The sequence below is a fragment of the Endozoicomonas sp. Z74 genome, from assembly GCF_057680865.1.
On record NZ_JBLYZI010000078.1, the window covers coordinates 1 to 13,401 of the forward strand.

The 13,401-nt window shown below is 53.0% G+C and carries 15 protein-coding genes; 9 read left to right on the forward strand and 6 right to left on the reverse strand.

Features of this window, described 5'->3' with window-relative positions; all coding sequences use genetic code 11:
- Positions 1-471: 471 nt before the first annotated feature.
- Positions 472-1,887, reverse strand: coding sequence for a signal recognition particle protein (gene ffh, locus ACNRUY_RS18920; protein WP_488113217.1), 1,416 nt, complete (start codon positions 1,885-1,887; stop codon positions 472-474).
- Positions 1,888-2,195: 308 nt separating this feature from the next.
- Here ffh and ACNRUY_RS18925 point away from each other — a divergent pair, with 308 nt between their 5' ends.
- The 3 genes from ACNRUY_RS18925 to ACNRUY_RS18935 all read left to right on the forward strand — a co-directional run bounded on the left by ACNRUY_RS18925 (position 2,196) and on the right by ACNRUY_RS18935 (position 5,467).
- Positions 2,196-3,044 (forward strand): cytochrome C assembly family protein, encoded by an 849-nt coding sequence (locus ACNRUY_RS18925; RefSeq protein WP_488113218.1) that lies wholly within the window; start codon positions 2,196-2,198, stop codon positions 3,042-3,044.
- Between the two features lie 229 nt (positions 3,045-3,273).
- Positions 3,274-4,128 carry a hypothetical protein gene (locus ACNRUY_RS18930; RefSeq protein ID WP_488113219.1) on the forward strand — a complete coding sequence of 285 codons (855 nt, stop codon included), beginning with the start codon at positions 3,274-3,276 and terminating at the stop codon, positions 4,126-4,128.
- Positions 4,129-4,213: 85 nt separating this feature from the next.
- The gene (locus ACNRUY_RS18935) at positions 4,214-5,467 is read left to right on the forward strand and encodes an HlyC/CorC family transporter (RefSeq protein WP_488113220.1); all 1,254 of its coding nucleotides are present in this window, start codon (positions 4,214-4,216) and stop codon (positions 5,465-5,467) included.
- A 2-nt stretch (positions 5,468-5,469) separates the two neighbouring features.
- On the opposite strand, the gene ACNRUY_RS18940 is transcribed toward ACNRUY_RS18935, so the two are convergent.
- Positions 5,470-5,832 carry a hypothetical protein gene (locus ACNRUY_RS18940; RefSeq protein WP_488113221.1) on the reverse strand — a complete coding sequence of 121 codons (363 nt, stop codon included), beginning with the start codon at positions 5,830-5,832 and terminating at the stop codon, positions 5,470-5,472.
- Between the two features lie 143 nt (positions 5,833-5,975).
- Entirely contained in the window at positions 5,976-6,623 is a 648-nt protein-coding gene (locus ACNRUY_RS18945; RefSeq protein ID WP_488113222.1) for a CoA pyrophosphatase, read from the reverse strand.
- A 220-nt stretch (positions 6,624-6,843) separates the two neighbouring features.
- Here ACNRUY_RS18945 and ACNRUY_RS18950 point away from each other — a divergent pair, with 220 nt between their 5' ends.
- A complete protein-coding gene (locus ACNRUY_RS18950; protein WP_488113223.1) occupies positions 6,844-7,416 on the forward strand; it encodes an NUDIX hydrolase in 573 nt (190 codons plus the stop codon).
- Here ACNRUY_RS18950 and ACNRUY_RS18955 read toward each other — a convergent pair.
- Both ACNRUY_RS18955 and ACNRUY_RS18960 read right to left on the reverse strand, forming a co-directional pair.
- Positions 7,334-7,720: a hypothetical protein gene (locus tag ACNRUY_RS18955; RefSeq protein WP_488113224.1), complete on the reverse strand. Its 387-nt coding sequence runs from the start codon at positions 7,718-7,720 to the stop codon at positions 7,334-7,336. The genes ACNRUY_RS18950 and ACNRUY_RS18955 overlap by 83 nt on opposite strands.
- Positions 7,721-7,735: 15 nt before the next feature.
- A complete protein-coding gene (locus tag ACNRUY_RS18960; protein ID WP_488113225.1) occupies positions 7,736-8,677 on the reverse strand; it encodes a LysR family transcriptional regulator in 942 nt (313 codons plus the stop codon).
- Between the two features lie 126 nt (positions 8,678-8,803).
- Between ACNRUY_RS18960 and ACNRUY_RS18965 the strand changes: the two genes are divergently transcribed.
- Both ACNRUY_RS18965 and ACNRUY_RS18970 read left to right on the forward strand, forming a co-directional pair.
- Positions 8,804-9,181, forward strand: a complete 378-nt coding sequence (locus tag ACNRUY_RS18965; protein ID WP_488113226.1) for a RidA family protein — start codon at positions 8,804-8,806, stop codon at positions 9,179-9,181.
- Positions 9,182-9,264: 83 nt separating this feature from the next.
- On the forward strand, positions 9,265-10,392 hold the full coding sequence (locus tag ACNRUY_RS18970; protein WP_488113227.1) for a threonine synthase: 1,128 nt from the start codon (positions 9,265-9,267) through the stop codon (positions 10,390-10,392).
- 64 nt (positions 10,393-10,456) lie between these two features.
- On the opposite strand, the gene ACNRUY_RS18975 is transcribed toward ACNRUY_RS18970, so the two are convergent.
- Positions 10,457-11,623: a 1-acyl-sn-glycerol-3-phosphate acyltransferase gene (locus ACNRUY_RS18975; RefSeq protein ID WP_488113228.1), complete on the reverse strand. Its 1,167-nt coding sequence runs from the start codon at positions 11,621-11,623 to the stop codon at positions 10,457-10,459.
- A gap of 267 nt (positions 11,624-11,890) precedes the next feature.
- On the opposite strand from ACNRUY_RS18975, the gene ACNRUY_RS18980 reads away from it, so the two are divergent.
- The 3 genes from ACNRUY_RS18980 to ACNRUY_RS18990 are packed head-to-tail and all read left to right on the forward strand — an operon-like array spanning position 11,891 to position 13,340.
- On the forward strand, positions 11,891-12,469 hold the full coding sequence (locus ACNRUY_RS18980) for a hypothetical protein (protein ID WP_488113229.1): 579 nt from the start codon (positions 11,891-11,893) through the stop codon (positions 12,467-12,469).
- Between the two features lie 32 nt (positions 12,470-12,501).
- Positions 12,502-12,735 (forward strand): putative signal transducing protein, encoded by a 234-nt coding sequence (locus ACNRUY_RS18985; protein WP_488113230.1) that lies wholly within the window; start codon positions 12,502-12,504, stop codon positions 12,733-12,735.
- Positions 12,732-13,340, forward strand: a complete 609-nt coding sequence (locus tag ACNRUY_RS18990; RefSeq protein ID WP_488113231.1) for an SOS response-associated peptidase — start codon at positions 12,732-12,734, stop codon at positions 13,338-13,340. Before ACNRUY_RS18985 ends, ACNRUY_RS18990 begins: the two co-directional genes overlap by 4 nt.
- The last annotated feature ends 61 nt before the right edge of the window (positions 13,341-13,401 follow it).

Sequence of the window (13,401 nt, forward strand, 5' to 3'; positions counted from 1 at the left end):
AGAAAGTAATAAACCGAGAAGCTGTTTATCGTAAAGCGAAGGAGCAACACCCAGAACGCTGGGGAAGCCGCAATACCAGAAACTGGCAGTTACCCACTGAAGTATGGCTAAACCCTGAGCGATCAGAAAATCAGCAGCACTATGATTTAGCTGCATAGGTTGAGGCGACATCTTTCTTGAAAATCACCGAAGGGGGGGGGGCTTTGGTGTGGGTTCTGGCCTTTAGGTATTCCAACTGCATTGCTGGTGACATATTCAGGCCTTGTGTTTGACCGGTAAGGCCTCGTTGCATTTATTAATGCTCATTTTCTAAAGTGAGATGCGTCGAGCTTTCCCTGCCGTGAAAGAAAGGGTTCATCAGCTCCGCCTGGCCGTGCAAAAAGAGTCGGTTTCTGCTTTTTATATATCTTCCATGTGTTAGCTGTGGTGAATCAGCAGGCGCGGCGCAATAGCGCCGCCGCAGTCTCTTAGTCAGAAAGGAAACTTCTTGCCGCCGCCAGGGGGCATCATGCCGCCCATTCCACCCATGCCGCCGGGCATCTGGCCTTTCATGGCGCTCATGCCCCGCATCAGCTTGTTCATGCCGCCTTTTTTGGTGACCTTTTTCATCATTTTGCTCATTTGCTTGTGTTGCTTGATGAGGCGGTTGATGTCCTGGATCTGGGTGCCTGAACCGGCTGCAATCCGTTTTTTACGGGATCCGTTCATGATGTCCGGGTTGGCCCGTTCGGCGGGGGTCATGGAGTTGATGATGGCTTCCATCTGAACAAAAATCCGGTTGTCCATCTGGCCCTGAATCTGCTGATTCATACCGCCCATACCAGGCAGTTTGTCCATCAGCCCGCTGAGGCCTCCCATTTTCTTCATTTGCTGGAGCTGATCCCGGAAGTCTTCCAGGTCAAACCCCCTGCCTTTTTTCAGTTTGCTGGCGAGCTTGTCGGCTTTTTTCCGGTCCAGCTTGCGCTCAGCTTCTTCGATCAGGGAGAGAACGTCGCCCATGCCCAGGATACGGGAGGCAATCCGGTCCGGGTGGAAAGGTTCAAGTGCGTCGGTTTTCTCACCCATACCGATGAACTTGATGGGTTTACCGGTAATATGACGGACCGACAGTGCGGCACCACCACGGGCGTCACCGTCCGCCTTGGTCAGGATAACACCGGTCAGGGGCAGGGCATCACCAAAGGCCTTGGCGGTATTGGCGGCGTCCTGCCCGGTCATGGCATCCACCACGAACAGGGTTTCAATGGGGTTAATGGCACTGTGCAGCTGCTGGATCTCGGTCATCATATCGTTGTCGATATGAAGGCGGCCGGCGGTGTCAACAATCAGTACGTCAGCGTGCTTGATCCGGGCTTCGTGAATGGCGCCGTTGACGATATCCACCGGCTTCTGCTCAATGGAGGAGGGGAAGAAGTTCAGTCCGGTTTCATCGGCCAGGGTTTCCAGCTGTTTGATAGCGGCGGGGCGATAGACGTCCGCACTGACCACCATAACGGATTTTTTCTGCCGCTCTTTCAGCCATTTGCCCAGTTTGGCCACCGAGGTGGTTTTACCGGCACCCTGCAGGCCAGCCATCAGGATCACAGCGGGTGGCTGGGTGGCCAGATTCAGCTCGTCGTTGGACGAACCCATGACCTCAATCAGTTCATTTTGAACAATCTTTACAAAGGCCTGGCCCGGGCTGAGGCTGGACTGGACTTCCTGGCCAACGGCCCGCTCCTTGATACGGCTGATAAACTCACGCACCACCGGGAGTGCGACATCGGCCTCAAGCAGGGCCATGCGCACTTCACGCAGGGTATCCTTGATATTCTCTTCGGTCAGTTTTGCCTTGCCGGTGACGCTTTTCAGCGTGTGGGAAAGGCGGTCGGTCAAGTTTTCAAACATTCCAGGAATTACTCTGAGTCGTTAACCGGTTAACGGTTTTCAAACCGCTGACTCCCAGCGGTTTATGATCGGATTCATGGCATTATATAGGAAGTGGCTGGAAAGCGGGATCGGTTTAATCCTCATTTAACTCATCTTTAGTGATGGTTCGACGGAAGGTGCGGCGGATATGGGGACCTGTCATGGTCTCAGTGGTTTGAGTATGGCTATTGAATGTGACACACTGCGAGGCTATATGGCCGGTCTGCCAGAGCTTTCCATGTGCCTCTTGATATCAGGGACATTACCGGGAAAGAGCAGGCAGGCTGGTGTCTGGCCTTGCAGGAGGCGTTGATGGAGTGTTGGACGAGCCAATGAGTGTAATGTTTGTCAGTATCGGTGCGCTGGGCTGCTATCTGGCGGGTACCGTGGGACAGGGAATGCGCAACTGTGGCCGGTCAGCGTCCCGTCACCTGATTCTGTTGATGACGTCCCTGGGGCTGGCTTTTCATGCGCTTTCCCTTTATATCTCCATTCACACCGAGCGTGGCATTAATCTGGGCGTGTTTACCATCGGCTCACTGACCTCCTTGATGGTGACCATGGTGGTGGTGCTCAGTAGCCTGAAAAAGCCCTCTGAAAGTTTACTGGTGATGATTCTGCCGGTCAGCATGGCAACGGTAGTGGCGGCCTGGCTGGCTCCGGTTGAGCATATTGTCTGGCGTCCACCGTCCATTATGGTGGTTCATGTCCTTATTTCAGTACTGGCCTACGGGATGTTGATGGTGGCGGCGTTTCAGGCCATTCTGCTCTCCTATCAGGAGCATCAGCTGCGCTCTCACCGGCGAACCATCAAAACCCTCCCCCCCCTGCAGACCATGGAGCGGTTGTTGTTTGAGTTTCTGTTGATCGGTGTGGTGCTGCTGACCCTGTCTCTGGCCAGTGGTTTTCTCTTTTTTGAGGATATGTTTGCCCAGAAACTGATTCAGAAAACCGCGCTTTCCATTACCGCCTGGTGCCTGTTTACGGCCCTGCTGGTGGGGCGGTGGCGGTTTGGCTGGCGTGGCCAGACTGCGGTACGCTGGACCCTGGCCGGGTTTGTGCTGTTGATCTTTGCCTATTTTGGCTGGCGGCTGGTGCTGGATTGTGTGTCCGGCGAGCTGGGTTGTTTTGGTTAAGGGTTCTGGCTGTCCTCCACTCAACAGCATTCTTATTGTGGACGGCTATCATTGCCCTGTATTTTCCCTGGTGCATTCCTTTGAGTCGTATTCTGGTGTTAGTAAAGTTCGCTCATCTGTTTCGGTTTTGTGAGGTTATTTCAGTATAAGTCGTCAGGGCTCCCCCATTATTCGCCGCTAGTCTTGATTCTATGTCTGACTGGTTATCTGCTTTTATGATGGAGGGGGTATGTTTCCATACCGTTGCCTGCTGTATTGTCTGGTCTTGTTCATTTTGTTGCCCGTGAACCCAAGCTTTGGTGACATGGGTATCCAGACGCAGGCTGATTGTGAAAGTGCCCTGTCCAATCGCCAGGGGCATGATGAAATATGCAATAACCACAGGACTTATGAGGAAGAGGAGCGGTTTTTCAATCAGTTTTCCTCTATCAGCAAAGGGGGGCAAACGCTCCAGCCTTTGGAATCGGCTTCTCAATACCATGACATAAGGGGGCAGTTTCTTGAGCTGGTGGAAGAATTGCCTCCTGAAAGGTTGGTAACCACCTCTTTTGATGATTATTACCCTGGTTTCCTAAAAGAGTTTGAGGTGGTGAAGCCTGTACCTGGATTGTCGGGTATTTTAAAAATGTTTTCGATCATGATTGGGGGGGATCAGGCCAATTGGTTGCTTTCCTATATTGCAGGTCAGGATCGGTTGGCTCCAGAATTTGACTCGCAGGCGATAGCTGCTTCATGGCGGCGATTGATTGGGCTTTCTGAAGGTACTGTGTTACCTCCTGTTTCTTCTCATTTTGGTATGAGGATGCTATTGCCGGTTTTGCCATTGCAGTTTCCCTCCTTGAGAGTTCAATTGCCACTTTTGGCAGAACAAAGCTGGCGGCATGAAGGAGATGGTGTTCATTACCAGCTTCAGTCTGGACCGGTTCATCAGAGAGGTGAGTATTTGACGGTATCGTTTTTTTGTTATTCAAGGGCTGTTATTCTCGTCTGCCCATACAAAAACAGACAAAAGCAAACGAGTACTGCTTTTTTGAGTTTGGTGCCTCTGCTGACATTGGTGGGGCTTAGAAGTCATGGAAGTTGAATTGAACCTGTTGTGGAGGCTTGGGGCTTTTGCTACTAAAGGGTAGAATAATCACAACTAAAATCCATAGAAGGCGATTTTCCCCTTGAGCGAAGCACCTCTTAGCCTGCTGGTTGGCGCTCTGATTTTTCTGCTATTCCTTTCTGCTTTTTTTTCCAGTTCCGAAACCGGGATGATGGCCATTAACCGCTATCGCCTCAGGCATCTGGCCCGTAAGGGTAACCGGGCGGCCAGACGGACCAGTGCTCTGCTGGAACGGCCCGACCGGTTGATCGGGGTGATTCTGATTGGCAATAACTTTGTCAATATCCTGGCCTCGGCCCTGGCCACGATCATAGCCGTCAGGCTCTGGGGGGACAGTGGCATTGCCATTGCTACCCTGGCGTTGACGTTTGTGGTGCTGATTTTTGGCGAGGTGACCCCCAAAACCGTGGCTGCCCTGTATCCTGAAAAAGTGGCTTTTCCCGTATCCCTGGTGCTGGTGCCCTTGCTTAAACTGCTTTATCCCGCAGTGCTTCTGGTGAACTGGATCTGCTCTCTGCTGATGCGGCCTTTTGGTATCAAGCCCGGCCAGGAGGGGGAAGACCAGCTCAGCAGTGAAGAACTCCGAACCCTGGTGCATGAATCCGGTATGCGACTTCCCACCAAGCGCCGGGGGATGCTGCTCGGTATCCTTGACCTGGAAAAGGTCAGTGTTGATGACATTATGGTGCCCAGAAATGAAGTGGTGGGCGTGGATATTGAAGACGATATCAAGGACATCATTGAACAGCTCCGGGATTGCCAGCATACCCGGATGCCGGTTTACCGGGGGGATATCAACAATATTGTGGGCATGCTGCACATGCGCAAAGTTGCCCGTCTGCTGACGTTGGAGGAGATCAATAAGGCGACCCTGCTTCAGGAAACGGTGGAGCCCTATTATGTTCCAGAAACCACCCCCCTCCATACTCAGTTGTTCAATTTTCAGACCAGCAAGGAGCGTACAGCGCTGATTGTTGATGAGTACGGCGATATCATGGGGCTGGTGACTCTGGAAGATATTCTGGAGGAGATTGTCGGGGACTTTACCACGGATGTTTCGGACAGCAGTCAGGACATCACCCCCCAGGACGATGGCAGCTTTATTATTGATGGTTCCGCTTCCATTCGGGACATCAACCGGGCGCTGGGCTGGAATCTGCCAACGGAAGATGCCCGGACCATCAATGGCCTGATTACCGAAGAGATGGAAGCTATTCCCGACGCCAGTGTTTGCTGGAAGGTGGGGGGTTACCGGTTTGAAATCCTGCAGGTGAAGGACAACCGGATCAAGAGTGTAAAAATGTTCACGGCCTGAATTTAACCATCGGCCTCGGCATGAGCCAGGCCATGGAATCGCGCGAGTACCCGATGCATTAACTGGATTTTCTTCAGAATCTGGTTCAAAGGGGCGGTCAACCGGACCTCGTCCTGATCGCTGAGAGCCTGGATGTCCTCGGACAGTTCAACCAGATAGGGCAAAAAGCGATTGCCTGTTGCCTGAAATTCCGAGTCGGTCTGGAAAATGGTTTGGAATCGCCCCTTGTTTTCCTGGCTGAGGCGTTCCAGCTGTTCATCGGCTTTCAGAGCAAGGGGGTAAAGCTCCTTGAGGCTGGTGGTCAGCTTCTGCTGAAGGGACTCCCGGCTGGAGCTGGAAAGACGGGTTTGGTCTTGTGTTGACATAATAGGCTCATTATCCGTTTGGGCCAGGGATTATAGCGACCCTTGAGCAGGAATTCAGCTGGTGTCCGAACCGTCTCTTATTCAATATCCATTGGAACAGGCAAACTGTTTTTCCCGTTAACCGGGGCCTCGCAGCCATTCGCTTAAGGAGTCAGATAGCGCTGGCTGAAATGAGGGGCATCCAGCGGGATTTCCGCATCCAGGGTGATGTTCAGGAACTCAATCAGCATGACCGCGGTCAGCCCCCAGATGCGGTATTCACCGTAAACAAAGGAAGGCATCCGATAGTCCTGATGCCTCATTTTCCATTGGTCGTAGTGGACGTGCTTTTTATCCAGAAAGAAACTCACGGGCACCTGAAAAATACGGTCCAGCTCGGCAGTGTTGGCCTTCAGAGGCGTTTGCGATTCAACAATGCCCACGATGGGAGTGACTTCAAGGCCAAACCGGGAAATGATGGATCCGGTCCGCCCCAGAACCCGGACTTTGTGTTGAGGCAAGGCGATCTCTTCATAAGATTCCCGTAGCGCAGTGGCCACCAAGCTTTCATCCTCAAGATCCCGTTTGCCGCCGGGAAAGGCTACCTCGCCACTGTGGGTGTTCATGTGGGAGGCCCTGCGGGTGAATATCAGGTGAGGCTCGGGATCGTTGGTGATAGGGATCAGCACAGCCGCTTCCGGCAGCTGGGCATTCAGTATTCTGGGCTGGTGTTCGTACAGTCGTTGTTCAACCTGATCTAGCATAACAGTCACTTCAAAAGCATCCATGCATTCATTCACATTAAACATCATAAGTAGCCTCGGCTGAGATATCCAGCCTGCTTACGTCGTGCGTCGTGTCTTTTTGTTAGCCGGTAAAAGCCGGTACTTATCTGGGACGCAAAATATGCGCCTGAATTCGTCAACTGAGAGTATAGAGGGGAAACCGGTTTTTCCCCGGGTGGATTTCGTGGACAGGGGTTTGTTACTCTGGAAGCAGGGCTTGCCAGACATGAAGAGGGAGTGAAAGGTGATGACAGGGTTTCCCGTCCGGTTTTGCAGTTATTGTGGCCATTCGACAGCCAGGAAAATTCCGGCGGGGGATAACCGTCCCAGGGACGTCTGCAGTCACTGTCAGACCGTTCATTACCAGAACCCCCGTGTTGTTACAGGTTGCCTTCCGGTCTACCAGGATAAGGTATTGCTGTGCCGGCGTGGCATTGAGCCCCGGAAAGGTTACTGGACCCTGCCGGGAGGTTTTATGGAGCTGGGCGAGTCCATAGAGCAGGGGGCTGTTCGGGAAACTTTTGAAGAAGCCTGCGCCAGAGTATCGGTGGACTCCCTTTATGTACTTTATAACGTTCTTCACGTAGGGCAGTTGTCGGCTTTTTTTCTGGCCGCTCTCGATCAGCCTGAGTTTGCTGCCGGGGAAGAAAGTGAGGAGGTTGCGTTGTTTACAGAGGAGGATATCCCCTGGGATCAACTGGCCTTTTCCACTATTGGTCGAACCCTGAGGTATTATTTCAGTGATCGTCAAAAAGGGGTTTATCCCCTGAGGATTGAAGATGTTGCTCCTCCCCCTCCACAAACAGAAGAACCGGGGTAACATCGAAAGCGGGTTTTTCATAGGGGTGACTGTTTCTCAAAGCGGCCACTGCGGCGGGCAGGTAGTCTTGCTGGCACAGCATTTCAATTTTCCAGGATTCTTCTTCAAAGGTTTTCCCCTGTTCACCGGAAAAAGGGTTGCTCCCCGGTAATGGGCGAAATTGAGTCGTTCCCTTTGTTTGCCAACAGCACCGGTCATAGCCCTGGTACTTTCCTGCGCCCGCTGCAAACAGGGCTTCCTTAACCTGCCCAAGATAAGAGGTGGGCACCTGCAGGCTGATTTTGTAGACAGTGTCGGTGGTCATCCGCAGTCTTTATCCTCAGAAAGGGTGATCAGTATAGTGGAGTGAAGCCTTTTTGTTTTGAAGGCTCGACCAGATTCGCTCTCCGTCCGGACTGAGGGGGCCCTCGCTTCGATAGCAGCGGATATCGAATAGCGTGTGCCAGCTATTGTCTCCAGCCAGTACCAGGCTCTTACGTTCCAGTTCGTCCTGGACAAGCCCCCTGGGCAGCCAGGCTATTCCCTGGCCTTTCAGTGCCATCGCCTTGATGGTCTCTTTGTGAGGGCTTTCAAATACGGTGTCAATCTTCAGTTGCCGGGATGTTTTGTGTTCAAGCAAAAGCCGGGATACCGCCCCGCCCAGGACGGATCCATCCGCCAGGGCCAGTAGGTGGATGGGGTATTCAGAGGGTTCTGATAAAGAGTGCCGGGGGGCTCCATTTTTTTCAGGCACAGAAACAGGAATCATTACGTCTCGTCCAATCCGGATAAAGGGAGCCAGGTCCCACTCGGGGCAATGCTTCAAAGGTGCATCGGGTACCGGGCATAAAGAAAAGTCCACCCGTTGATGCTGGATATCCGAAAGGCATTGCTGGGTCGATCGGCAATACAGGCGTTTATGCAGAAGTCCCAGGGTAGACTCAAGGGATTGCAGCCAGTCCGGAAAAAAGTGGTTGGCCACCATATGCGTTGCTGAAATGACGACGGTGTTACGGTTACTTTCAGCGATTGCCCGGACGTTAGCCAGCCCGGAATCAAGGGAGCGGTTTAGCTCCACTGTTGTTTTCAGAAAAAGACTGCCGGCTTCGGTCAGTGTAACGGGTTGGTTGCTCCGATCAATGAGCTGGGCGCCAACCCACTCTTCGAGTGCGGATATTCTCCGGCTCAGGGCTGGCTGGGTGGTGTTTCTCAATTGGGCACATCGGGTAAAGTTGCCAACTTCCGCAAGGCACTGAAAGTCTTTCAGCCAGCTTAAATGCATGAATGATCTACTCCTGAAGAGCCATACTGTGAAGGGATAAATGCATGACAAAACAGCATTAGAGGGCTGCCGTCAAACCCGGTATGTTGCTCATATTGACCGCATTTTACAAAAAGGCCTGATGTTATGGAAAGGATCAAAACCACTGCAGCCCCTCTGCCGGCGGGCCATTATTCCCAGGCGGTTGTTCATGGAGGGTTTGCTTTTATTTCGGGGCAGTTACCTCTGGGGTCGGGTGGCCTTCACCACCCGGGCGCGGTCTTTACCGACCAGGCCAGACAGTGCCTGGAGAATCTTCTGCAGATTGTATGGGCTGCGGGAGGTTCGCCGGAATCTCTGGTGAAAGTGACGGTCTACATTGTTGGTATTGATCACTGGCCGGATTTTAACCGGGTTTTTGCCCAGGTAATGGGGGATTGTCTGCCTTCAAGGACTGTAGTCCCCGTCTCTGAGCTGCACCACGGGTACCTCGTTGAGGTGGATGCAATTGCTGCTGTGGTCTGATGGATGCATTCACCATTTGTATCCTTGTTTTTATCGTCATTGCTAAATTATCGCTGGCTTTTGCATTAAAGCAGGAAACCTAAATGACCTTTTATATCGACCCTGTTACTCAGGCAACCTATGGCATCAATGAAAAAATCTGGTGCTCACCGGAAGGTAATCCCTTGATGCTGGAGCCTCTGAAAGGCATTCGACGTCACCAGATTGACCGGCAGGAGCGATCCCTCTGGCGTTATCGAGAAGCCCTTCCTGTGGCGATAGAAGATCCGATCAGCCTGGGTGAAGGCTGCACTCCTCTGGTCAGAAGGGCGTTTAAAGGGGTTTCCAGTCATTTTAAGCTGGAGTGGTTTGCACCTACCGGATCTTTCAAGGATCGGGGTACCTCGGTGATGCTCTCTTTTCTCCGGCAGCTTGGCATTAACAGTGTTCTGGAAGACAGTTCTGGTAATGGCGGGGCTTCGGTCGCCGGGTATGCGGCTGCTGGTGGAATGGAGGCCAGAGTGTTTGTGCCTGCGTCCACCCAGCCCGGTAAAATTGCCCAGACCCGGGCCTATGGGGCTGAAGTGATACTGGTTCCCGGTCCTCGAGAAGCGTCACAAAATGCCGCCATCGAAATGGCGTCTGAACATTTCTACGCCAGTCATAACTGGCATCCCTTTTTCCTTCAGGGTACGAAAACGCTGGGGTATGAAATCTGGGAAGATCTGGGGTTTAAGGTGCCGGACAATATTGTGATTCCTGTGGGGGCAGGCAGTAACCTGCTGGGCTGTTATCTGGCTTTTAAAGAACTGATGGCTTCGGGGGAAACCGATCGGATGCCAAGGTTGTTTGCTTCCCAGCCCGCTAATTGCGCCCCTGTGCATGCCAGTTTTCAGTCCGGTACTCAGGGTGCGATATCAATAACGCCTGAGCCGACGGTTGCAGAAGGGACCGCAATCAGGAAGCCTCTGCGATTGAAGTCGATGCTGGATGCTCTCTCAGAAACCCGGGGCGGTACTGTGGCGATTGATGAGAAAGATATTGTCGATGCCAGTCTGGAGCTGGCCCGGGCTGGCCTTTATGTTGAACCAACCTGTGCCCAGGCAGCGGCCGCACTGTCCCGCTTGCATGACCAGGGAGTCATCGCCCCCGAAGAGGAAACGGTGCTGATCATGACCGGGACTGGGTTGAAAGCAATGAATTTCTACGAAAACTGCTTTTCAAGCCTTTAGCTTTGTGAGGCCTGGAAGGTAGCCCTGGCTAGCAGCCACTTTTCCAGACCGGTTTATCAGTCTGTTATTGCCCCTGGCGAAACCGGTTCACCACTGGCTGCGCATACATGCGCAGAAACCAGGGGCGGGATGCTTCCCGACAGCGTTCCAGGTGCCGGCTGAATTCCTCGTGCTTCTGCTGAAGGTCCATATCCGGGAAGAGGGTTTTGATATCGGGCACGGACAGGCCTGGATCCTGGGTGCGCAGTTCAGTCTGAATGGCCTCCCAGGCAAACACATTGGCAGGCTGCAGCTGATAATTATGGTGAATCTGGTAATCCACTTCCCGGGCAACGGCATCTGCATCGGCGTAGTCGCCCTGCAGAGGGGTGCCAAAGGCAACATGCACATGACCTTTGTAGCCCTCAATGCCCATCACAATGCTTCTCAGGTCTTCATTTTCTGATTTCTGATATTGGCCATTGCGCTCAGTTTCCAGCAGTTCCCTGGCCTTGTGACAGTCACAGGGATCAAACTCATAGGAAATGGACACCGGGACGATGTTCAGGGATTGAATGTTCTCGGAAAAAGAGGTTTCCCGGTTGCGACGGCTCAGGTTGAACATTTTAATGATGGCGGCATCCGTCTGGTCATTACCGTCTTTAGCCCGGCCTTCGCTCTGGGCAATCCATACGGGCTGGCCGGAGTCAATGCAGTGATGGATGTAAGCGGACAGGGTCTGGAATGCTTTGAGCTTGTCCCGGCGTCCGGTGACGGATCGCTTGACAATAAAACTTTTGTTCAGACGCATAAGGTCACTGACAAAGGGGCGCTCAATCAGGTTGTCACCAATGGCAATCCGGCAGGTTTCCATCTGGTTCTGGTACAGTGCGTAGTTCACCAGTGCCGGGTCCAGTACAATATCCCGGTGGTTGGAAAGAAACAGGTGTGCTTTTTTGGGGTTCAGCTTTTCCAGGCCGGAAAAGGTGACTTTGGAAGCCGTGGTGTTAATGACCCGGGTCAGATAGGGCTCAATGATCTGCTGGAAATCCCGGACGTTCTGGATGTGGCGGGTCTTTCGCCTGAGAATAAGGGCGGTGAGCCCTGTCATCAGGCGGTTAAAGCGGCGCGTCAGCCCCGGGTGGCGGTGCTGGGCCATCACCTGAAGCAGATCCCTGTCTTTGAGGAGGCGGTTCAGTGTAGGGCGGACTTCACTGTCGTGGTAGGGGCGAATATCGTCGAATGGTTCCATTAGTGCCATTGCTTTCTATAAAATGCCATGAATGCTTAAAAAGCGGTGACAGGCATTCAAGGTTATGTTGGCCAAGGTTACGTTGATGTAGCAGCCACTCATGGCTGCGAACTGCGCCATTATATACAGACATTTGCTTCGGGTCTGTATAGTCACTGTCGCACTTTGTTACAGCCTCCTGGCGTAACGGGTAAAGCGTTAACGGATGTTTTTTCACGAAACTTGTTTTCAGGATATAGCCAGGAATTGGCTGAGGCTATCTTACTTATGTTGAAACAGGCAAAGCAGGGTGTGTGGGGGCTGCTGGTTCTTCAGCTGGCCTTTCTGGTGGCAGTGTTGCCCCTGAAGGTGACTGCCGCACCGGTGGCAAAGGGTGGGTTTGACAGCCCTGAGGCCATGCTGGAAGAAGGGGTGAAACTGTTGCGGTCAACCCACCCGGAGGATCAGGAAAAAGCACTGACATATTTGAATAAAGTGGCTCGTCTTGAAAAGGTTGAGCTGAAAGCAAAAGCCTGGCTGTGGCTGGGCAGGGTATACCGGGACGGGCTGGCGGGAACGTCAAAAGACAGCGGCAGGGCTTTTGACTACTTTGAACAGGCCGCCGGACGTGAAGGTCGTAATGGAGAAGCCCGCTTTGAGCTGGGGCGTGCCTATATGAACGGAGAGGGCACTGACCGGAATCTGATTGCCGCTTATATGTGGACTGACCTGAGTCTCCACGAAATTTCTGGGCTTAATACTCAGGCCCGGGCTCAGAAAGCCCGGCTTGAGCAGATGCTTTCCGAGGCTCAGCTGGAAAAAGCAAGAGTGCTGGTGAAGCAGATAGAGACCCTTTATCTCCACTGATGCTATGAGCATTTGAGTTCACTGGAGTTGCCATGATCAAGGTATACAGTCCGGACAACCTGGTAGAGGCTCAATGTCTCAAGGATATGTTGCTGAGTCGTCATGTGCCCTGTCACCTGGCCGGTGTTGATCTGATCGGGGCCATGGGAGAACTCCCGGCCCTGGGGTTACTTGGGTTGTATGTGGAGATTGAAGATGCCGGCCTGGCCAGACAGTTGATTGAGGACTATCTGGGTGCCGTTCCTGTCATTAATGAGGATGAATGATGTGTACCCGCTATTCCCTGGCTATGGATGAAGTGGACCTCTCGTTTCTGGGGGTGAAGAAGTTATTGCGTCAGCCACCTGTGCAGCATATTGTCCCGGGTCACCAGGTCTGGCTGGTGCGCCCGGGGGCAACAGGAGATCCGGAATTGTTGCAGGCCAAGTGGGGGCTGGTGCCCGGCTGGCTGACGGACTTATCGAAAGCCCAGGTGAATGCCCGGGCGGAAACCGCTGCCACTCGCCCCATGTTTAAACAAGCTTGGCGGCAACAGCGTTGTCTGATACTGGCCGACAGCTATTACCACTGGCAGATGGAGCCGGGGGGGAGGCGGCGGCTGTGGAGAGTATGTCCATCGAGCGGCGGGCTGATGTTGTTTGCGGGTCTCTGGGAAACCTACCGGGTGGATGAAAGCCTTTCATTTGAATCCTGCGCCATTGTCACAATGCCGACGGTCGCTAACTTGCAGCCCATTGCTGAGAGAATGCCGGCGGTCATCGGCCGACAACAGGTTTCTGAGTGGCTTTCCTGTTCTGACTATGACGTCAACCGCTTTCATCAAGGGCTTGAAGGCATGGCTTTCCATTGCCGGGATGCCCTGGCATCGTAATTCATCACTAGCAGCCGGCTTTTGTTGCACTTCGCTGGGCTCAGCAGCAACTTGCGAGATT